Origin of the sequence: Robbsia andropogonis (genome assembly GCF_034047095.1) — a bacterium.
Taxonomy (GTDB): domain Bacteria; phylum Pseudomonadota; class Gammaproteobacteria; order Burkholderiales; family Burkholderiaceae; genus Robbsia; species Robbsia andropogonis.
Genome location: NZ_CP139164.1, coordinates 949294 through 964532, shown reverse-complemented (window position 1 = coordinate 964532; position 15239 = coordinate 949294). Strand labels below are relative to the sequence as shown.

General features: G+C 61.2%; 9 protein-coding genes and 1 pseudogene. 3 read left to right on the top strand and 7 right to left on the bottom strand.

Annotated elements, in window-relative coordinates; translation table 11 throughout:
- Positions 1–44 precede the first annotated feature (44 nt).
- The gene (locus SJQ66_RS04210) at positions 45–1310 is read left to right on the top strand and encodes a hypothetical protein (RefSeq protein ID WP_024904401.1); all 1266 of its coding nucleotides are present in this window, start codon (positions 45–47) and stop codon (positions 1308–1310) included.
- A gap of 377 nt (positions 1311–1687) precedes the next feature.
- Complete coding sequence (locus SJQ66_RS04205) at positions 1688–3049, top strand: DUF3100 domain-containing protein (RefSeq protein ID WP_024904402.1); 1362 nt, start codon at positions 1688–1690, stop codon at positions 3047–3049.
- A 95-nt stretch (positions 3050–3144) separates the two neighbouring features.
- Here SJQ66_RS04205 and SJQ66_RS04200 read toward each other — a convergent pair whose 3' ends face one another.
- From SJQ66_RS04200 to SJQ66_RS04190, 3 genes are all read right to left on the bottom strand, one after another.
- Positions 3145–4332, bottom strand: a complete 1188-nt coding sequence (locus tag SJQ66_RS04200; protein ID WP_024904403.1) for a M20 aminoacylase family protein — start codon at positions 4330–4332, stop codon at positions 3145–3147.
- Between the two features lie 174 nt (positions 4333–4506).
- Positions 4507–6018 (bottom strand): aldehyde dehydrogenase family protein, encoded by a 1512-nt coding sequence (locus SJQ66_RS04195; protein WP_046152541.1) that lies wholly within the window; start codon positions 6016–6018, stop codon positions 4507–4509.
- A 159-nt stretch (positions 6019–6177) separates the two neighbouring features.
- On the bottom strand, positions 6178–7047 hold the full coding sequence (locus SJQ66_RS04190) for an NAD(P)-dependent oxidoreductase (protein ID WP_024904405.1): 870 nt from the start codon (positions 7045–7047) through the stop codon (positions 6178–6180).
- Between the two features lie 185 nt (positions 7048–7232).
- Between SJQ66_RS04190 and SJQ66_RS04185 the strand changes: the two genes are divergently transcribed.
- Entirely contained in the window at positions 7233–8153 is a 921-nt protein-coding gene (locus SJQ66_RS04185) for a LysR family transcriptional regulator (protein WP_024904406.1), read from the top strand.
- A gap of 96 nt (positions 8154–8249) precedes the next feature.
- Here SJQ66_RS04185 and SJQ66_RS04180 read toward each other — a convergent pair whose 3' ends face one another.
- From SJQ66_RS04180 to cobN, 4 genes and pseudogenes are all read right to left on the bottom strand, one after another.
- The gene (locus tag SJQ66_RS04180; protein WP_320533688.1) at positions 8250–8999 is read right to left on the bottom strand and encodes an SDR family oxidoreductase; all 750 of its coding nucleotides are present in this window, start codon (positions 8997–8999) and stop codon (positions 8250–8252) included.
- A 38-nt stretch (positions 9000–9037) separates the two neighbouring features.
- Positions 9038–9733: a vWA domain-containing protein gene (locus SJQ66_RS04175; RefSeq protein ID WP_157685100.1), complete on the bottom strand. Its 696-nt coding sequence runs from the start codon at positions 9731–9733 to the stop codon at positions 9038–9040.
- A gap of 44 nt (positions 9734–9777) precedes the next feature.
- Positions 9778–11046 (bottom strand): AAA family ATPase, encoded by a 1269-nt coding sequence (locus tag SJQ66_RS04170; protein WP_051504578.1) that lies wholly within the window; start codon positions 11044–11046, stop codon positions 9778–9780.
- Between the two features lie 69 nt (positions 11047–11115).
- Positions 11116–15213 (bottom strand): annotated as a pseudogene (gene cobN, locus SJQ66_RS04165) (cobaltochelatase subunit CobN); the annotation flags it as partial.
- Between the last annotated feature and the right edge of the window lie 26 nt (positions 15214–15239).

The window sequence follows — 15239 nt, the reverse complement described above, 5'->3', positions numbered from 1 at the left end:
CTGGCACGTCGGACCTGCAAAAGTCCAAACGACGGAACCAGAGCATGACCATCCTGACCATTTACAATCATGGCACCGGGGGTGCCTCGTCCAAAGACGCTCAAGCGGGCGAAATCGTCAACATCTTCGGCAACGCCGCGCGCAGTATGGGCAGCGAATTCGTCGACTGGGTTGTCACCGAGGGGGTCGGCGCGGTCGGTAGTCCCGACAGGCAGTTGTGGACATCGCAGATCACGGTCGACAACGCCACGGGCGAATCACGTTTGAACCTCATGCAGCACAAGGTCGCCGCGGGGAAGGCACGCGTCGATGACTATCTAAAATCGGCGGGTACGCCCTGGCTCGCCAGAAAGCTGATGCCCCGCAACCAATCATTGCAGATCAGCGGCATTGGGGCCGACGAGAATGTGGCATCCATCCTGAGCCTCCTGAAGGTCATGTCGGCCCGCAATACCCTTCCGGAAGCAATCAATCTCATGGGTTGGAGTCGCGGTGGTGTAACGTGCATCCGCATTGCCTATTTCATGAACCTCGATCCAAGGCTAAAACACATACCCATCAATATCTTTGCTGTCGATCCGGTTGCAGGAGAGGGGCATGACAGGGAACCGGAAGCCAGACATATCGGGGCGAATGTTAAGAACTACGTTGCGACCTTGTCCGTTCACGAGAATCGCAAAGGCTTTACGCCGATGACATTGACCAGAAATACGGAGACGTCATTGATTATCAGCGAGGATACACGCTATGCCATTCTCCCCTTGCCGGGATTGCATTCAGACACGGCAAAATTCCAAACGGCCAGCGGCAAACTTACTTTTCACTTGTGCTACCAGTTTCTCACCCAGCACGGTACAAAGATCAGTGAAACAATCCGTGCACTAACGAAGTTGAATGTGCATGCGCAACTGTGGGAATACGACAAGCTCATGCAAGGCGCGAAAGTGGGGGGCATTAAAACCGGCCATACCAACATGACGGCGCGCTTTATCACGGGGCGAGCACGCCGGGAAGTGCATGAGGACATCGCGTCGAATCATCAGCGCTTCTTCATCAATGCGCATCATCGCGTCCTGTTCGAGAAGAAATACCCGAAGATCTACCAGCGATACTTTACGGGCGTTCAGATCGGCATGCAGCGCATGATCGGAAAGACACTCGCCGATGAGTCAATGGCACAGGAATTTTCCGAGATGGGTCCCGGACACTACGCCGCGATCCTGCAACAGACGGCGGCTTTCACCCCCACGGGTTCCGATCTGGACTATACGTCCATGCAGTGCGTGAAAACAAACCATCTGGCGGAGTAACCGGGTCTTCACACCAAGCGTCCGTTGCCATTACGCCCCCGCTCGCCGGCGCGGAGCGGCGCGATATCAGGCACGTCATTCAACCAATCGTCACGCGCTTTCGCACACGGGCGATGGTTTTGCGGCGGGGGCTACGGCGAAGCGATGTCACGCTTACCGCCGTTTCATATACAGTGTTCTAATTTCTCGAACACGAATTAAATTCGTTGCGGGGTCCGGCATTTTTTGACCATCCGACACTGCGATGTCGCGCATTGCGTGGTGCCTCGTTTTCCGATGCGTCACACGGTATCCGCGCCTGCCGACCTTAGCACGCCTGTTCTGCATGCCTTGGCAGAAAACAACCCATAGCCAATGTCAGCCCGCACGTGGAGACCATGAGTACAAAAGCCTTTTCCAGTTTTCCCGATCGTGTCGATCTAGGAGGCTATGCGAAGCTGTATTTGTTCGCACTCGCCATTGTTGTCGTGGCATGTCTGATCGGAGCCGTCACCTTTAACGTCGGACCTGGCCAAGTAGTATTGCTGCCAATGGTCTGGGCCATCCTGATGGGTGCCGCCCTGGGTCTCGCGGCACGGCATTTGCCACCTGTCTTTCGTCTCGAGCGCGCGATGCAATTCAAGGCATCGGCCATTCTCCAGGCGGGGCTGCTGATCTTCATCGCCAAGCTCGGCCTGCTGGTGGGCGGGTCCTTGCCAGCCATCGCCAAAGCAGGCTGGTCGCTGGCGTTTCAGGAATTCGGGCACTTCGTGGGTACCATCCTGCTCGGCATGCCGCTTGCGCTTCTGCTAGGCATCAAGCGGGAAGCCATTGGCGCAACGTTTTCAGTCGGGCGTGAGCCCAGCCTGGCGATTATCGGCGAACGCTACGGCATGGATTCCCCCGAAGGACGAGGTGTCCTGGCGGAATACCTTACCGGCACAATCTTCGGCGCCGTCTTTATCGCGATCTTCGCCGGTTTCATTGCCAGCCTGCATATTTTCAATCCAATCGCCCTGGCAATGGGCGCGGGTGTCGGCTCGGGGAGCTTGATGGCAGCAGCAGCCGGCGCGATTGCCGCATTGCAGACACCGGAGGTCGCCAAGCAAGTGGCGACGTTCGCGGCGGCCAGCAACCTGATCACCACGACGATCGGGACCTACTTCACGCTGTTTATTTCACTGCCTCTCGCCGTATGGGCCTATCGTGTCTTTGAACCTGTATTAGGCCGGCGTACACGTGCCGGCGCAGCCGCGGCGGCGCGCGCTGATGCGCAGGAAACCCATGTTGACACGGAGACCCAAGCGAACGACGAGAGCGGAACACTCAGCGCATCCTCGCGATGGGTGTCGTGGCTTGCGATATCCATGCTGACACTGATCGGTAACCAGATCCTGTACAAGACGCCAATCGTCGATGCCTTGCCTGGCGCCTTGATTATTTTGCTTAGCGTGGCAGTCGGGCATTACCTCACGGTCGCCACGCGCCATAAGATTCCGGCCGTCTGCGTGGTGTCGATCATCGCCATGTATCTCACGTCCCCGTGGTGTCCATACTCCGCGACGGTGGCGGCACTCACCGGCAAGATCAACTTCCTGGCCGCGGTACCGGCGATGTTGACCTTCGCAGGATTGTCAGTGGCAAAAGACGTACCGGCTTTCCGTCGCCTGGGGTGGCGCATCGTGCTGGTGTCACTGGTTGCGAACGGCGGCACTTTCCTTGGTGCGACAGCCATTGCGCAGTTCTTCCATCACGGGTAATGCGCTTGCATGCCGCCACCTGCGCGGCACCGCATGAGCCGAGCCGGCGGTGGGTGCGATGGCTTTTATCGTCTCAAACCGCCACCGCCTTACGATCATTTCAGATAACGCTCCACCAACGTCACGAAGTAGCTCGCCCCTACCGGCAATAGTGCGTCATTGAAGTCATAACTGGCGTTATGCAGCAGGCAGGGACCGCCGCCGTGACCCGCATCGCGATGGTCGCCCGAGCCGTTGCCGAGGAAAGCGTAGCAGCCGGGCTTTGCCCGCAGCATGAACGAAAAATCCTCGGCCGCCATCGTCGGAGCGATGTCCGCGTTCACCGCATCCGCCCCTACCACCGCCCGCATCGCCTCCACGGCGAAAGCCGTCTGCGCCGCATCGTTGATCGTAGGCGGATACTCGCGGTCGAAGCGGATATCGACCTCGCATTCGAATGCTGCCGCCACGTTTTGCGCGATCAAGCGCACGCGGCGTTCGATCATATCCAGCATGGCATCGGAAAAGGTACGCACGGTGCCGCCTACCCAGGCATCGGTCGGAACGACGTTATTGACCTCCCCAGTGTGCATTTGCGTCACCGACAGTGCCGCCGACTCAATCGGGTTCTTGTTTCGCGACACGACACCTTGCAACGCGCTGACCAATTGCGCCGTCGCGAAGACCGGGTCGCGTCCCATATGCGGCATGGCCGCATGGCATCCTGCTCCTTTCAATGCGATATGAAAAGAACTGGTGGACGCCATGATCGGTCCCGGACGCACGCCAAAATGCCCGGCGGGAATACCGGGCCAGTTATGCACGCCAAACACGGCTTCCACGGGAAACCGGGCGAACAGGCCGTCATCGATCATCGCCTGGGCACCCGCCCCGGCCTCTTCCGCTGGCTGGAAAAAGAAATGCACGGTCCCGTCGAAATCACCATGCGCAGCCAGATATTGCGCGGCACCAAGCAACATCGTCGTATGACCATCGTGGCCGCAGGCATGCATGGCATTGGCCTGCGTTGATCGATGCGCAAACGTGTTGACTTCCTGCATCGGCAACGCATCCATATCGGCACGCAATCCGATCGACTTGGTCCCGGTCCCGCGTTTCAATGTACCCACCACCCCGGTACGACCAACGCCCCGGGTGACGTCAATACCATACGACTGCAATTGCGCGGCAACCAGATCGGCGGTGCGATGCACCTCATAGCCCACTTCCGGATGCGCGTGAATGTCATGGCGAATACGCTGCAAAGCGTCCGCCTGGGCAAGAATTTCAGCCAAAAGCTTCATTACGTTCGCTCTATCTGATGCAAATGGATGGTGCGGCAGCGCAACGCGCTCCCTTTACCGCACCATTCTATCCGACGCTAGCCACGGCGAGGCTTCGCGTCATAATAAACGGCAACGCCCGGCCGTCGGGACAATCCGAAGGGCCGAGCGTCGTAGGGGAAGCGGTATCTGGATTTACAAATAACCAAAACCAGTCGCCGGTGCCGCGGCGGTCTCAACCCAGACGCTCTTTGTCTGGGTGTACTCGTACAACGCCTCCACGCCACTGGACCGACCGTAACCACTCAAACCATAGCCGCCAAACGGTGAGGCCACGTTGATCGTCTTATAACCGTTGATCCAAAATGTGCCAGCATTGACTTGTGCAGCGACGCGATGACCACGTCCGATATCATTGGTCCACACCGCGCCAGCCAGTCCGAATGCGGTATCGTTTGCCATCGTGATCGCCTCTTCCTCGGTATCGAATGGAATGGCTGCCACGACCGGCCCGAACACTTCCGTGCGGGCAATCGCCATATCATTCGTGACATTCGCCAGGACCGTTGGCAAGACAAAATAGCCGCCGTCACGCCGTTCGGCGGAGCCGGTGACCAACGTTGCGCCGTCGGCTACCCCCGACGCAATCATATTCATGACGTGGTCGTATTGTTTCCGGTTGTTGATCGGGCCGACTTCCGTGGCATCGTCCAAAGGTGCCCCCACTTTGATCTTCCGCGCCCCACCCGCCACCAGATCGACAAACTGATCGTAGACATTGCGTTGCACCAATAGCCGCGAGCCCGCGACGCAACTCTGTCCGGCGCCCGCGAAGATCGCGGCCTGCGCGGTCAAAGCGGCGCGTTTCAAATCGGCATCGGCGAAAATGATGTTCGCGGATTTGCCGCCCAATTCCAGCACGCACGGCAAAACGCGTTCAGCCGCGGCTTTTGCGATCTGGATACCCGTGGTCGGAGACCCGACAAAAACGACCTTCTTGACCGTCTTGTGCGCAATAGCCGCTTGCGCCACGGTGTGACCAAAACCGGCAAGCACGTTGATCAAGCCTTTTGGCGCGCCCGCCTTTTCCGCGAGCATGGCAAGCACCAGTGACGTGAACGGCGTGAGCTCCGACGGCTTCAACAAGACCGCATTGCCCATTGCAATAGCGGGTGCGACCTGCCAGCCGCAGGTAAAGACCGGCGCATTCCATGGCGTGATCTGCAGCACGACACCGGCCGGCTCTCGGCGTGTGTAGTTAAGATGCGATGTGGGAACGGGAATCACTTCGCCATAGAACTTGTCTGTCCAGCCGCCGTAGTATTCGAACATTTCGGCGACCTTGGCCACCTCGCCCCGACAATCGCGAATCGGCTTGCCCGAGCCCAGTGATTCCAGACGCGCCATCGCCTCGACATGTAGGCGTAGCTCACGGGCAATGTCGAACATCACGCGTCCGCGCGCGGCGTGCGTCAATGACCACCACTGCGTCTGCGCACGCGCCGCGGCGTCGGCTGCCTGCGCGACGATGGCCGCCCCACCGTCGCGGTAACCGAGACTCTGTGCGCCGGTAGCGGCGTCATGAAGTTGCACTACGTCGCCCGCGCCTTCAATCAACGCACCATCGACATAGGAACCAATGGTCCTGGCGTTCGGGAAAAACTGCGTGAAGGCGGCAAGCAATTGCGTTGCGGCGGTGTCTGCCATGATGGTTTCCTGCTGTTCAGATAAAGAAAATCGGTCCAGTAAAACGCGAGGCGGGGAAAGTGCATCGACGTGCAAGGTTGCGCGTCACTCACCCGCCCCCTTCCGAAATCAGACATGAGGCCGGAAGCGGCCCGTCTAGAAAATGCATCGCGACGTTGATTACGACTGCGGATCGATGTATTGAACGATGCGATTGAAATCCTCGCCATCGCCGATCGACGCTTCGCTGGCCTCCCAAAGACGCCCCGCCTCACGCGCTATCGGCGCGGTTGCGTCGATACTCTGGAGCAGCGCCATCGCCAGCCGCATGTCCTTGCGCATCAGCTTCATCGTAAAGCCGGAATCGAACGTTTCAGGAAAAATCCATGTCGGATAATTCGTCAGCGTCGCACTGTTCCTGCCCGATCCACCATTCAGCGCATCGATGAGCTTCGTCGGGTCGATATCGAGCGCCGCGGCGGCACGTACCGCTTCGCTTGCAACCAGCAGATGCGCGCCGGTCAACAGATTGTTCAACAGTTTGGTCACGTGTCCCGCGCCCACCGGCCCCACATGGGTTCGCTTCGCACTGATCGTCGCAAGGACCGGCTCCACCGCCGCTACGTGCTCAGGGCTCCCGCCGAGTACCATGATCATGGTCGCCATTGCCGCGCCTTTCGGGCCGCCACTGACCGGAGCGTCGACAAACCCGATACCGGCCGCCGCCAACACGGCAGCCACCCGTTTCGTGCTGTTCGGATCGGCCGTGGTCGTATCGACGACGATTGCGCCGCGTTTGCCGGACGCGGCCACGCCGTCCTCTCCCAGCACCACCTTTTCGACGATGTCCGATGTCGGCAACGACAGGATAAGCACATCGGCTTGGCCCGCGATCTCGGCGATCGTCGCGCATTCCTGCACGCCCTGCTCGCGCAGACCGGGCGAGACACCGGCAACATCGAAGCCCAGGACGATATAACCGCCCTTCACCAGTGACAGCGCCATGCCGCGCCCCATGTTCCCCAGGCCGATGACCCCGATTTTCTCCACGTCCTTTCTCCTTTTAAGCGATGTGCACCCTCGGTCAATGAAGCGGCAAGCATGTCGGCGGTACGCAGCCGCTTTCCCCGCGACGCCCCAAGGACGGGTTGATAGCGCCATCCTCGCGGTTCCCGGCCGTATAATCCATCGACGCCAATAATGAATTTGTTCGAATAATTCGCACACTCGACGCCATGCCTGAACAATTGACCGAAAGCCGGATCATCTATTTATTCGAAGCGGTCCGGTGTGGCACGATCCGGGCTGCGGCGGACTGGCTCAATGTCGCGCCATCGGCCATTAGCCGCCAAATCAGTCTGTTGGAAGCGGAACTGGGTACGTCGTTGATCGAGCGACATGCCCGCGGCGTCAAGCCGACCGAGGCCGGCGAATTGGTGGTGGGATACTTTCGCGAGCAACTGGCGCATCGCGACGACCTGCTGTCACAACTGCAAGCCCTCAGCGGCCTGCGTACGGGTCATGTCAACGTCGTGCTGGGGGAAGGCTTTGTTTCAGACGTGCTTTTCGGACCCATGCCGGTGTTCTGCAAGCAATTCCCGAATATCGCCGTGAATCTCGATATGGCGGGCACGAACGAAGTCGTGCGGAGGATTTCAGAGGACGAGGGCGAAATTGGTCTTGTCTACAACCCGCCGACCGATCCCAAAATTGTGTCGCGGGCGGTATGCACGCAACCGATGATGGCCATCGTCGGTCCTGCATTTCGCTGGCCGGACCCGGCAAAGCCGATGACGATCCAGACACTGGCGACCTATCCATTGGCCGTCACGCATCCGTCGTATGGCACGCGGCAAATGCTGCAAGCGGTGGAATATGCGGAAAAAATCACCTTCCGTCTCGGCGTGACGACGAACTCGATCGATATCCTGAAGCAGTTCGTCAAATCCGGTCTCGGCCTGACCGTGTTGCCACCCTTTGCGGTCAGCAGTGAAATGGACGCAGGTGAATTGCGCGCCATCCCGCTCGATCATCCGTTGCTGATGAACGGGCAGGCGCATTTGATCACGCGAGTCGGACGCAAGCTGTCCGTTGCATCGAACCGCATGCTACAGACCATGAACACCCATCTACGTGCGTTTCGCGACGCGCGTTGACTCTCAGGCGCCATTGTTATTGTTCATCGAATGCCCCACACGCCAAGATCGCCGCATATCCCTTGCGCCCCGCTACAAGACATAGCGTGACAGGTGTCACACCGATCGCATCAACCCGCCATCTACACGAATGTTCTGCGCAGTGATATACCCAGCGCCAGGCGAGGCCAGGAACGCTACCGTGGCGGCAATTTCCTCGGCTGTGCCGTATCGGCGCATCGGCACCATGGCGCGACGTTCATCGCGTTCGGGCAGACTGTCGATCCAACCAGGCAGCACGTTGTTCATGCGCACGTTGTCGGCCGCGTACTTGTCCGCGAACAACTTCGTGAATGCCGCCAGGCCCGCCCTGAACACCGCGGACGTCGGAAACATCTCACTGGGTTCAAACGCCCATGCCGTCGAGATATTAATGATCACGCCGCCTTTTTGTTGCTGCATGACCGGCGCGACCAGTCGGGTAGGACGGACGACATTCAGCAGGTAGGTGTCCATGCCCTTGTGCCACTCGTCGTCCGTGATATCGAGAATGGGTGCCCGTGGGCCATGGCCCGCGCTGTTCACCAATACATCGATCCGCCCCCACCGTACCACGGCCAGATCCACGAATCGCTTCAGGTCGTCGTTTGACTGGTTCGACCCGGTCAGGCCCAGACCGCCCAAACGTTCAGCCAATGCCTCCCCTTTACCTGAGGAAGACAGGATACCAACCTTGAAGCCGTCCGCTGCCAGCCGTTGCGCGGCGGCCGCTCCCATCCCGCTTCCGCCGCCGACGACAAGCGCGACCTGGGTCGTGCCGCCGGCGGCCTTGTCGTTTTCTCTCGTGCTTTCGGGTGTTGCCGACATTGCGTTACGCTCCTCGTTGCACTGCTATCCCATTTGCCTCAACGCACAACGCAAACGCCGCCCCAGATCCGTGCAAGCCGCGCCGCCTGGCGCTCCCCTACGTGTCGCCGCATCGCGTCGTGCGCTGGCCCGTTCGCGCCACCCGACGGCAATACGATATCGATGGTATCGAATCCTTCAGGTCGCGCCGGCAATGCATTGGTGAGCCCGTCCGTCAGAAGGACCAGCGCAACGCGACCGTTCAGTGGCCCCCCGTTCTTGCCGCGACGGCCGAACGTGCACGCGGCGTCAACGCCGCGCTGCAATGGCGTGCCACCGCCCCCCGGGAGAGGCGCCAGCCATCGCGCATGCCATCCGCGCGGAACACCAGGCCCAAAATGCACGGCCGCGCCCCTCCCATCAAAACCGATTACGACAGCGTGGGCATCGCGTTTTCGCACACGTCTCAACCACGACATCAAAAGTCCTTTCGCATGTGCGAGCGCACCCGACGCGACCATCGATGCCGAGCAGTCCAGCAGAAATACGGTACGTGTGGGGCGTGCCGTGCCGCGTTGCACAGCGCGCAAGTGACCCACGGCCAAAGGTTGACCCCGTGCCGCCAATAGCGTGTCCGGCCACGCCACGGTAGCGTGATGCCGCACAACATCCTGCCCTTCGATGTGTCGCCGCCGCATCCGTCCATCGATGGGGGACCGTGATAACGCATTCGCCTCAGCCCATTGTCGCGACATCCCGGGATCTTTTGCACCATCGGGACCGGCGTTGTCACGACGGGTCAGACTTTTTTTGGGTCGTAGGCACGAACGGGTTTCACCTGTGCCACGGGTACCGGCTCGGGCGCCAGATATCCCCAATCTCTGTCTGGATCACCATCTGGCGACGTGCCCGTGTCTCTTCCGGGGCGTGTCTCGTCGCGCCGGTGAGCCTGCTGCATCGATGACGGCCCGGAATCTTGAGATGCATGCAACGCGTTGCCAGGTGATCCGGATAGCCTACCGGATGGGGCTGCCTCGCGCGCGCCGTCCTCGACACCGGAAGCACGGTCGGCATCGCGCGACGGTGTACCGGAATGGGACGGGGCAGCCGACGCGGGCGTATCAACGGGCGGCAACGCGGACGCCGACGCATGCGATGTGGCTGGACGCCCTTCGGCTTGACGGCGATGCAGCAGGACCAGCGGCGCAACCCGATCGACATGCCCAACCGATATCGCGGCATCCCCATCGAGCGCCGCTTGGGCACGCGCGGCTTTCAGCATCACTAGATCGGCACGGACACCGTCCACGGCTGCGGCGAGGCACCAGTCGGATACGCGTCGATGCACCGCATCGCTGAACGCCAACCCGCCTATGCGCTGCCGCGCCGCATGTAGCCGCTGGCCCAACGCGGTGCTTGCCGCGGCATGTGCCGCCACGAACGCGGCAGGATCAAGGTCGAACGCGAGCCGGGATCGAACGATGGACTCTCGCACCGATACGTCCGCATAATTCTCGAGCAGGACGGATAAACCGAACCGGTCGCTCAATTGCGGACGCAGTTCGCCCTCCTCCTCGTTCATCGTACCGATCAGTACAAATCGCGCCGCGTGCCGATGCGACACGCCATCCCGTTCGACAACATTGACGCCACTCGCCGCCGCATCGAGCAGCGCATCGGCCAACGCATCCGGCAGTAGATTGACCTCATCCACATACAACACGCCGCCATCGGCCTTGGCCAGCAAGCCTGGGGCAAATCGCGCGGCGCCCTCTCGCAGCACGGCATCCAGATCCAATGAGCCGATCAGTTGCGCTTCACTGGCACCCAGCGGCAATGTGACAAACGGAGCCGGTGCGAGCAACGCCGCCAACGCGCGGGCGCTTGTGGATTTCGCGGTACCACGGGGCCCGGTGATCAAGACGCCGCCGATACCCGCGTCAACCGCGACCAACAGCAGCGCTTGTTGCAACAGCGCTTGCCCCACCAATGCCACGAATGGAAACGAAGGTGACATCGCGGAGGAAGAGGGACAATCGGAGACGATGGGTGCGGAAAGCGAAGTCATTTTCTATCTTACATGAGGTGCCGCGAACACATCGGCCGATTGCAATGGCGCGATGTCCGACGACGGAACCCCGCCTTCGGTCATCGCATCGGCTTCCAGCAGATATTGCTCGATGCGGTCCTGGTGATCACCGGGTTCCTGCCAAAGCCCTCGCCCGATCGCCTCCAGCATCCGCGCACATATCGCCTGCAGGGCCTGCGGATTATGCTCCGACAGAAAAGCGCGCGTGCCGGGATCGTGCAGATAGGCATCGGTGATCATCGCATACTGCCGATCCGACACGACCCGCGCGGTGGCGTCATAGCCGTAGACGCAGTCCACGGTATCCGCCAGTTCCGCAGCTCCTTTGTAGCCATGGCGTTTCACACCATCGATCCATTTCGGATTGACGACCCGCGAACGAATGACAAACGCGATTTCGTCCTGCAGGGTCTTGATGCGCGGTACATCGATCTGACTATGATCGCCGACATAAACCGCCGGCTGGTGTCCCGAGAGATGTCGCACGGTAGCCGTCATGCCCCCCTGAAAAAGGTGGTAATCGCTGGAATCGAGCACGTCGTGTTCGCGGTTGTCCCGATTTTGCACGACCACATCCACCGCTTTCAGACGCGTGGCGAGCATGGCCTCGGCGGGTACGCCCGCATCACCCTTGCCATACGCATGCCCCCCCCAACGCAGATAGGCGTTGCTGAGATCGCTGTCCGTTTGCCAATCACCGCTGTCGAGTGCCTGCTGAATGCCTGCGCCGTAGGCCCCTGGCCGCGCACCAAAAACGCGCCACCCTGCGCGCCGACGGGCCTCATCATCCGACGCGCCCTGCGCGACGAGCTGATCTCGCTCGAGGCGGATACGCGCCCGGATCGGGTTTGTCTCCGCATCCTCGTCGAGTTCCGCCACGGCCTGTACCGCCGCATCGAACAGATCGATCAGATTGGCGAAAGCATCGCGGAAAAACCCGGAGACGCGCAACGTGACGTCGATACGGGGTCGATTGAAAATGCTGATCGGCAGTATTTCGAAATCGGTGACGCGGTGTGATCCGGCGGCCCACTTCGGACGGACCCCGAGTAACGCAAATGCCTGCGCCATGTCGTCCCCCCCGGTACGCATCGTCGCCGTTCCCCACACCGACAAACCAACGGCGCGTGGAAAATCACCATGATCTTGCAGGTGGCGCTCGATCAGTTGGTTGGCGGCTTTCAATCCAAGCGCCCAGGCAGACTGCGTGGGTAGCGCACGCGTGTCAACCGAGTAGAAATTGCGCCCGGTAGGCAACACGTCAGGCCGCCCACGCGATGGCGCGCCACTCGGGCCGGGCGGCACGAAACGCCCCGCCAATCCGCGGAGCAACTGCCGCATTTCCTGCGTGCCACAGGCATCGAGCCGCGGCGCGATCTGCTTGTGGATACGCGACATCACGGCACGCACCGTCGGCCATTCGCGTAGCGGATAGCGCGACATTGCGCCATCGTCGCCAGCCGAGGGGGGAGCCGCATCGCGATGTTCGAGCAAAGCCAAGGCGAGCCGCTCAAGCCGCTCCCGCGTATCGCCGTGATGGCGCCATGCATCGTCACCCTGCTGTGCCAGCCAGACCGGCCGGGGTCCCGTCCAGGGCGCGGCGGGGTCCGCACGCAATGGATCGTAATCCTGCGCGACAACCCCTCCTTCCCCATCGGGCATCGGGCGCATGCCCATTGCCCGCGACTGAGGCGTCGCATCGCCACCGGCATGCGGGGTAGCGTGTGCCGAAAGGCTTACGGCGGCGTCGCCGTTTGCGTCATGCCGGCCGCACAAGCCGAGGTCACGGGCTAACGCCTGGATCAACCCCGCTCGCGCCCCCTGGCCGTCCCCTGTCGGAAAACGCGCCAGGGCCAGCAGGGTATCCCGTCGCTGGCGGCCCGTCGGAGAAAGACCGAATGTGTGCAAACCATCGCGGATTTGCGCTTCCTTCAACTCACACAGGTAAGCGTCCGCGCGGGTCAGCAAGGCGTCCTCATTTTCGCGGTCCGCACCATTCAATGCGCCGCCATCGTCCGAAGGCAGCGGCACGCCCAACTCTTCGTGCAGACCGTTCTGGACAATCGTCCGCAAAATCGATCGACGCAGCAGTACCGCGCGCCGCGGATCGACCATGAGCGCCTCATAGTATTCGTCTACCTGCCGTTCGAGATCCTGCAAAGGCCCGTAGTTCTCCGCACGCGTCAGGGGCGGCATCAAGTGATCGATGATGACGGCCTGCGCGCGGCGCTTGGCCTGGCTGCCCTCGCCCGGATCATTGACGATGAACGGGTACAGGTGGGGCAACGGACCCAAAATTACATCCGGCCAACAGTGCGCGGACAAGGCAACACTCTTGCCCGGCAGCCACTCCAGGTTACCGTGCTTTCCCACATGGACGACTGCATCGATCACATAGCTTTCACGCAGCCACCAGTAAAACGCGAGATACCCATGTGGCGGGGCGATCGTGCCATCGTGGTAACTGGCATAGACGTCGATGTCGCCGTTGGCATCCGCGATACGCTTACTGCCGCCCACGTGCCGCCCGCTAACGATACGCGGCGGTTGAATACCGACGAACACGTTGCCATATCGCTTGCCGGCGATCATGAAACAACCTTGTCGGACCGTCGGGTCGTCTTCCGGCTCCCCCCATTGCGCGCGCACCGCCGTCCGCAATGCCTCAGGCAAGGCATCGAACATCCGTCGATACTCGCGCATCGGCAGGCTTTGCCAGGCGGCGCGCAATGGACGGCTAGATGGGTCGTTCGTCACACCCTCGCGCAGCGCGGCCATCAGCATGGCGCCGTCGGATGGCAGGGGCGCGCTGCATGAATAACCCTGTTCCGCCAGGGCCGTCAGTATCCTCGTCACCGACGCAGGCGTGTCGAGCCCCACGCCATTGCCGATCCGGCCTTCCGATTGCGGATAATTCGCCAGTATCAAGGCAACGCGCTTTTGCGCCGCGGGCAGTGTCCGCAGACGGCACCAGCGCTGCGCCAACGCCGCGACGAACGCCACGCGCTCCAGGTCCGGTTGGTACCGAACCACATCCACCTGGGTCAGCGGGCAATGGTAATCGAGCCCCTTGAAACTGATCGCGCGCGTGATAATACGGCCGTCGACCTCCGGCAACGCAACATGCATCGCCACATCCCGGGCACGCAGTCCCTGCTCGTCGCCCAGCCAGTCGTCGCGGTTCGCGCCGCTGAGAATCAATTGCAGCACGGGCACATCACCGAAGACCTCGACCGAAGCCGGTGTCGCCGACATGTCGGTAAAAGCAGTGCCGGCGTCGGCGTCATCGATGTCGTCGCGATCTATCGACGCGGCCGCGAACGCCGTGGTGTTCAACACGACGCCGACGTTTGCCTGCTTGCAAACCTGGCGCACGCCGTCCACGCTCAGTGTGTCTTTCAGTGACGTGATGGCGATCGGCAGGGGATTCACCCCGCGCGCCAGCAAGGCGTCGGCCAACGCATCGAATACAGCGGTATTGCCCGCCTGCAAGTGCGCTTTATAAAAAACGATTGCCGCCACCGGCGCAAAGCCGCCATTACCGTCGCATCGATGCCAACGCGCCTGCCAATCGGCAAGGGTCGCGACGGTGACATCGGGATGATAGAGCGCCACAGCGGGTAACGGCGCCGGCGGCGGCGGCAAGGCGAGGCGATCCATCAGATACGCCAGGTAGCGCAGGAACGATGCCGCGTTGACCGCCCCCCCTTCGCGCAAATAGCGCCAGAGTTGCCGGCATGTCTGCGGTGATTCCGTGCTGCGCGCGGTAAGGCTGGCATCCTCGGTCAAGTCACCGGAGAACATCACCAAGGTGCTGCCCTGCTCTCGCGCGATCGCGGTGACCCGTTCGATACCGTACGGCCAATAACTATCGCCGCCCAAATGGTCGACAACCATCACCTTGGCGTGGCGCAGCACATCCGCTTCATAGAAGTCGATGGCCGCCGGTTGCCGCAGGAAGGCAAGATTGGCCAGACGCAATGTCGGCAAACCCTCGGGCTGCAGACGCTGATAGGTCTGCGCTAGCAAAGCCAGCGTCGTATCGGCCGAACTCAGTACGACGATGTCGGCCGGTGTCTGCTCGATACGGATCACGCCGGCGCTGTCGTCGACGAATCCCCCTGGCGTGGTGCGGAGTAAGTGCATGCGTCAGCACAAGGCGTCGCGGACTC

Coding starts and splice junctions, on each gene's coding strand:
- SJQ66_RS04210 (WP_024904401.1), top strand. CDS start 45: ATGACCATCCTGACCATTTACAATCATGGCACCGGGGGTGCCTCGTCC.
- SJQ66_RS04205 (WP_024904402.1), top strand. CDS start 1,688: ATGAGTACAAAAGCCTTTTCCAGTTTTCCCGATCGTGTCGATCTAGGA.
- SJQ66_RS04200 (WP_024904403.1), bottom strand. CDS start 4,332: ATGAAGCTTTTGGCTGAAATTCTTGCCCAGGCGGACGCTTTGCAGCGT.
- SJQ66_RS04195 (WP_046152541.1), bottom strand. CDS start 6,018: ATGGCAGACACCGCCGCAACGCAATTGCTTGCCGCCTTCACGCAGTTT.
- SJQ66_RS04185 (WP_024904406.1), top strand. CDS start 7,233: ATGCCTGAACAATTGACCGAAAGCCGGATCATCTATTTATTCGAAGCG.
- SJQ66_RS04180 (WP_320533688.1), bottom strand. CDS start 8,999: ATGTCGGCAACACCCGAAAGCACGAGAGAAAACGACAAGGCCGCCGGC.
- SJQ66_RS04175 (WP_157685100.1), bottom strand. CDS start 9,733: ATGTCGCGACAATGGGCTGAGGCGAATGCGTTATCACGGTCCCCCATC.
- SJQ66_RS04170 (WP_051504578.1), bottom strand. CDS start 11,046: ATGACTTCGCTTTCCGCACCCATCGTCTCCGATTGTCCCTCTTCCTCC.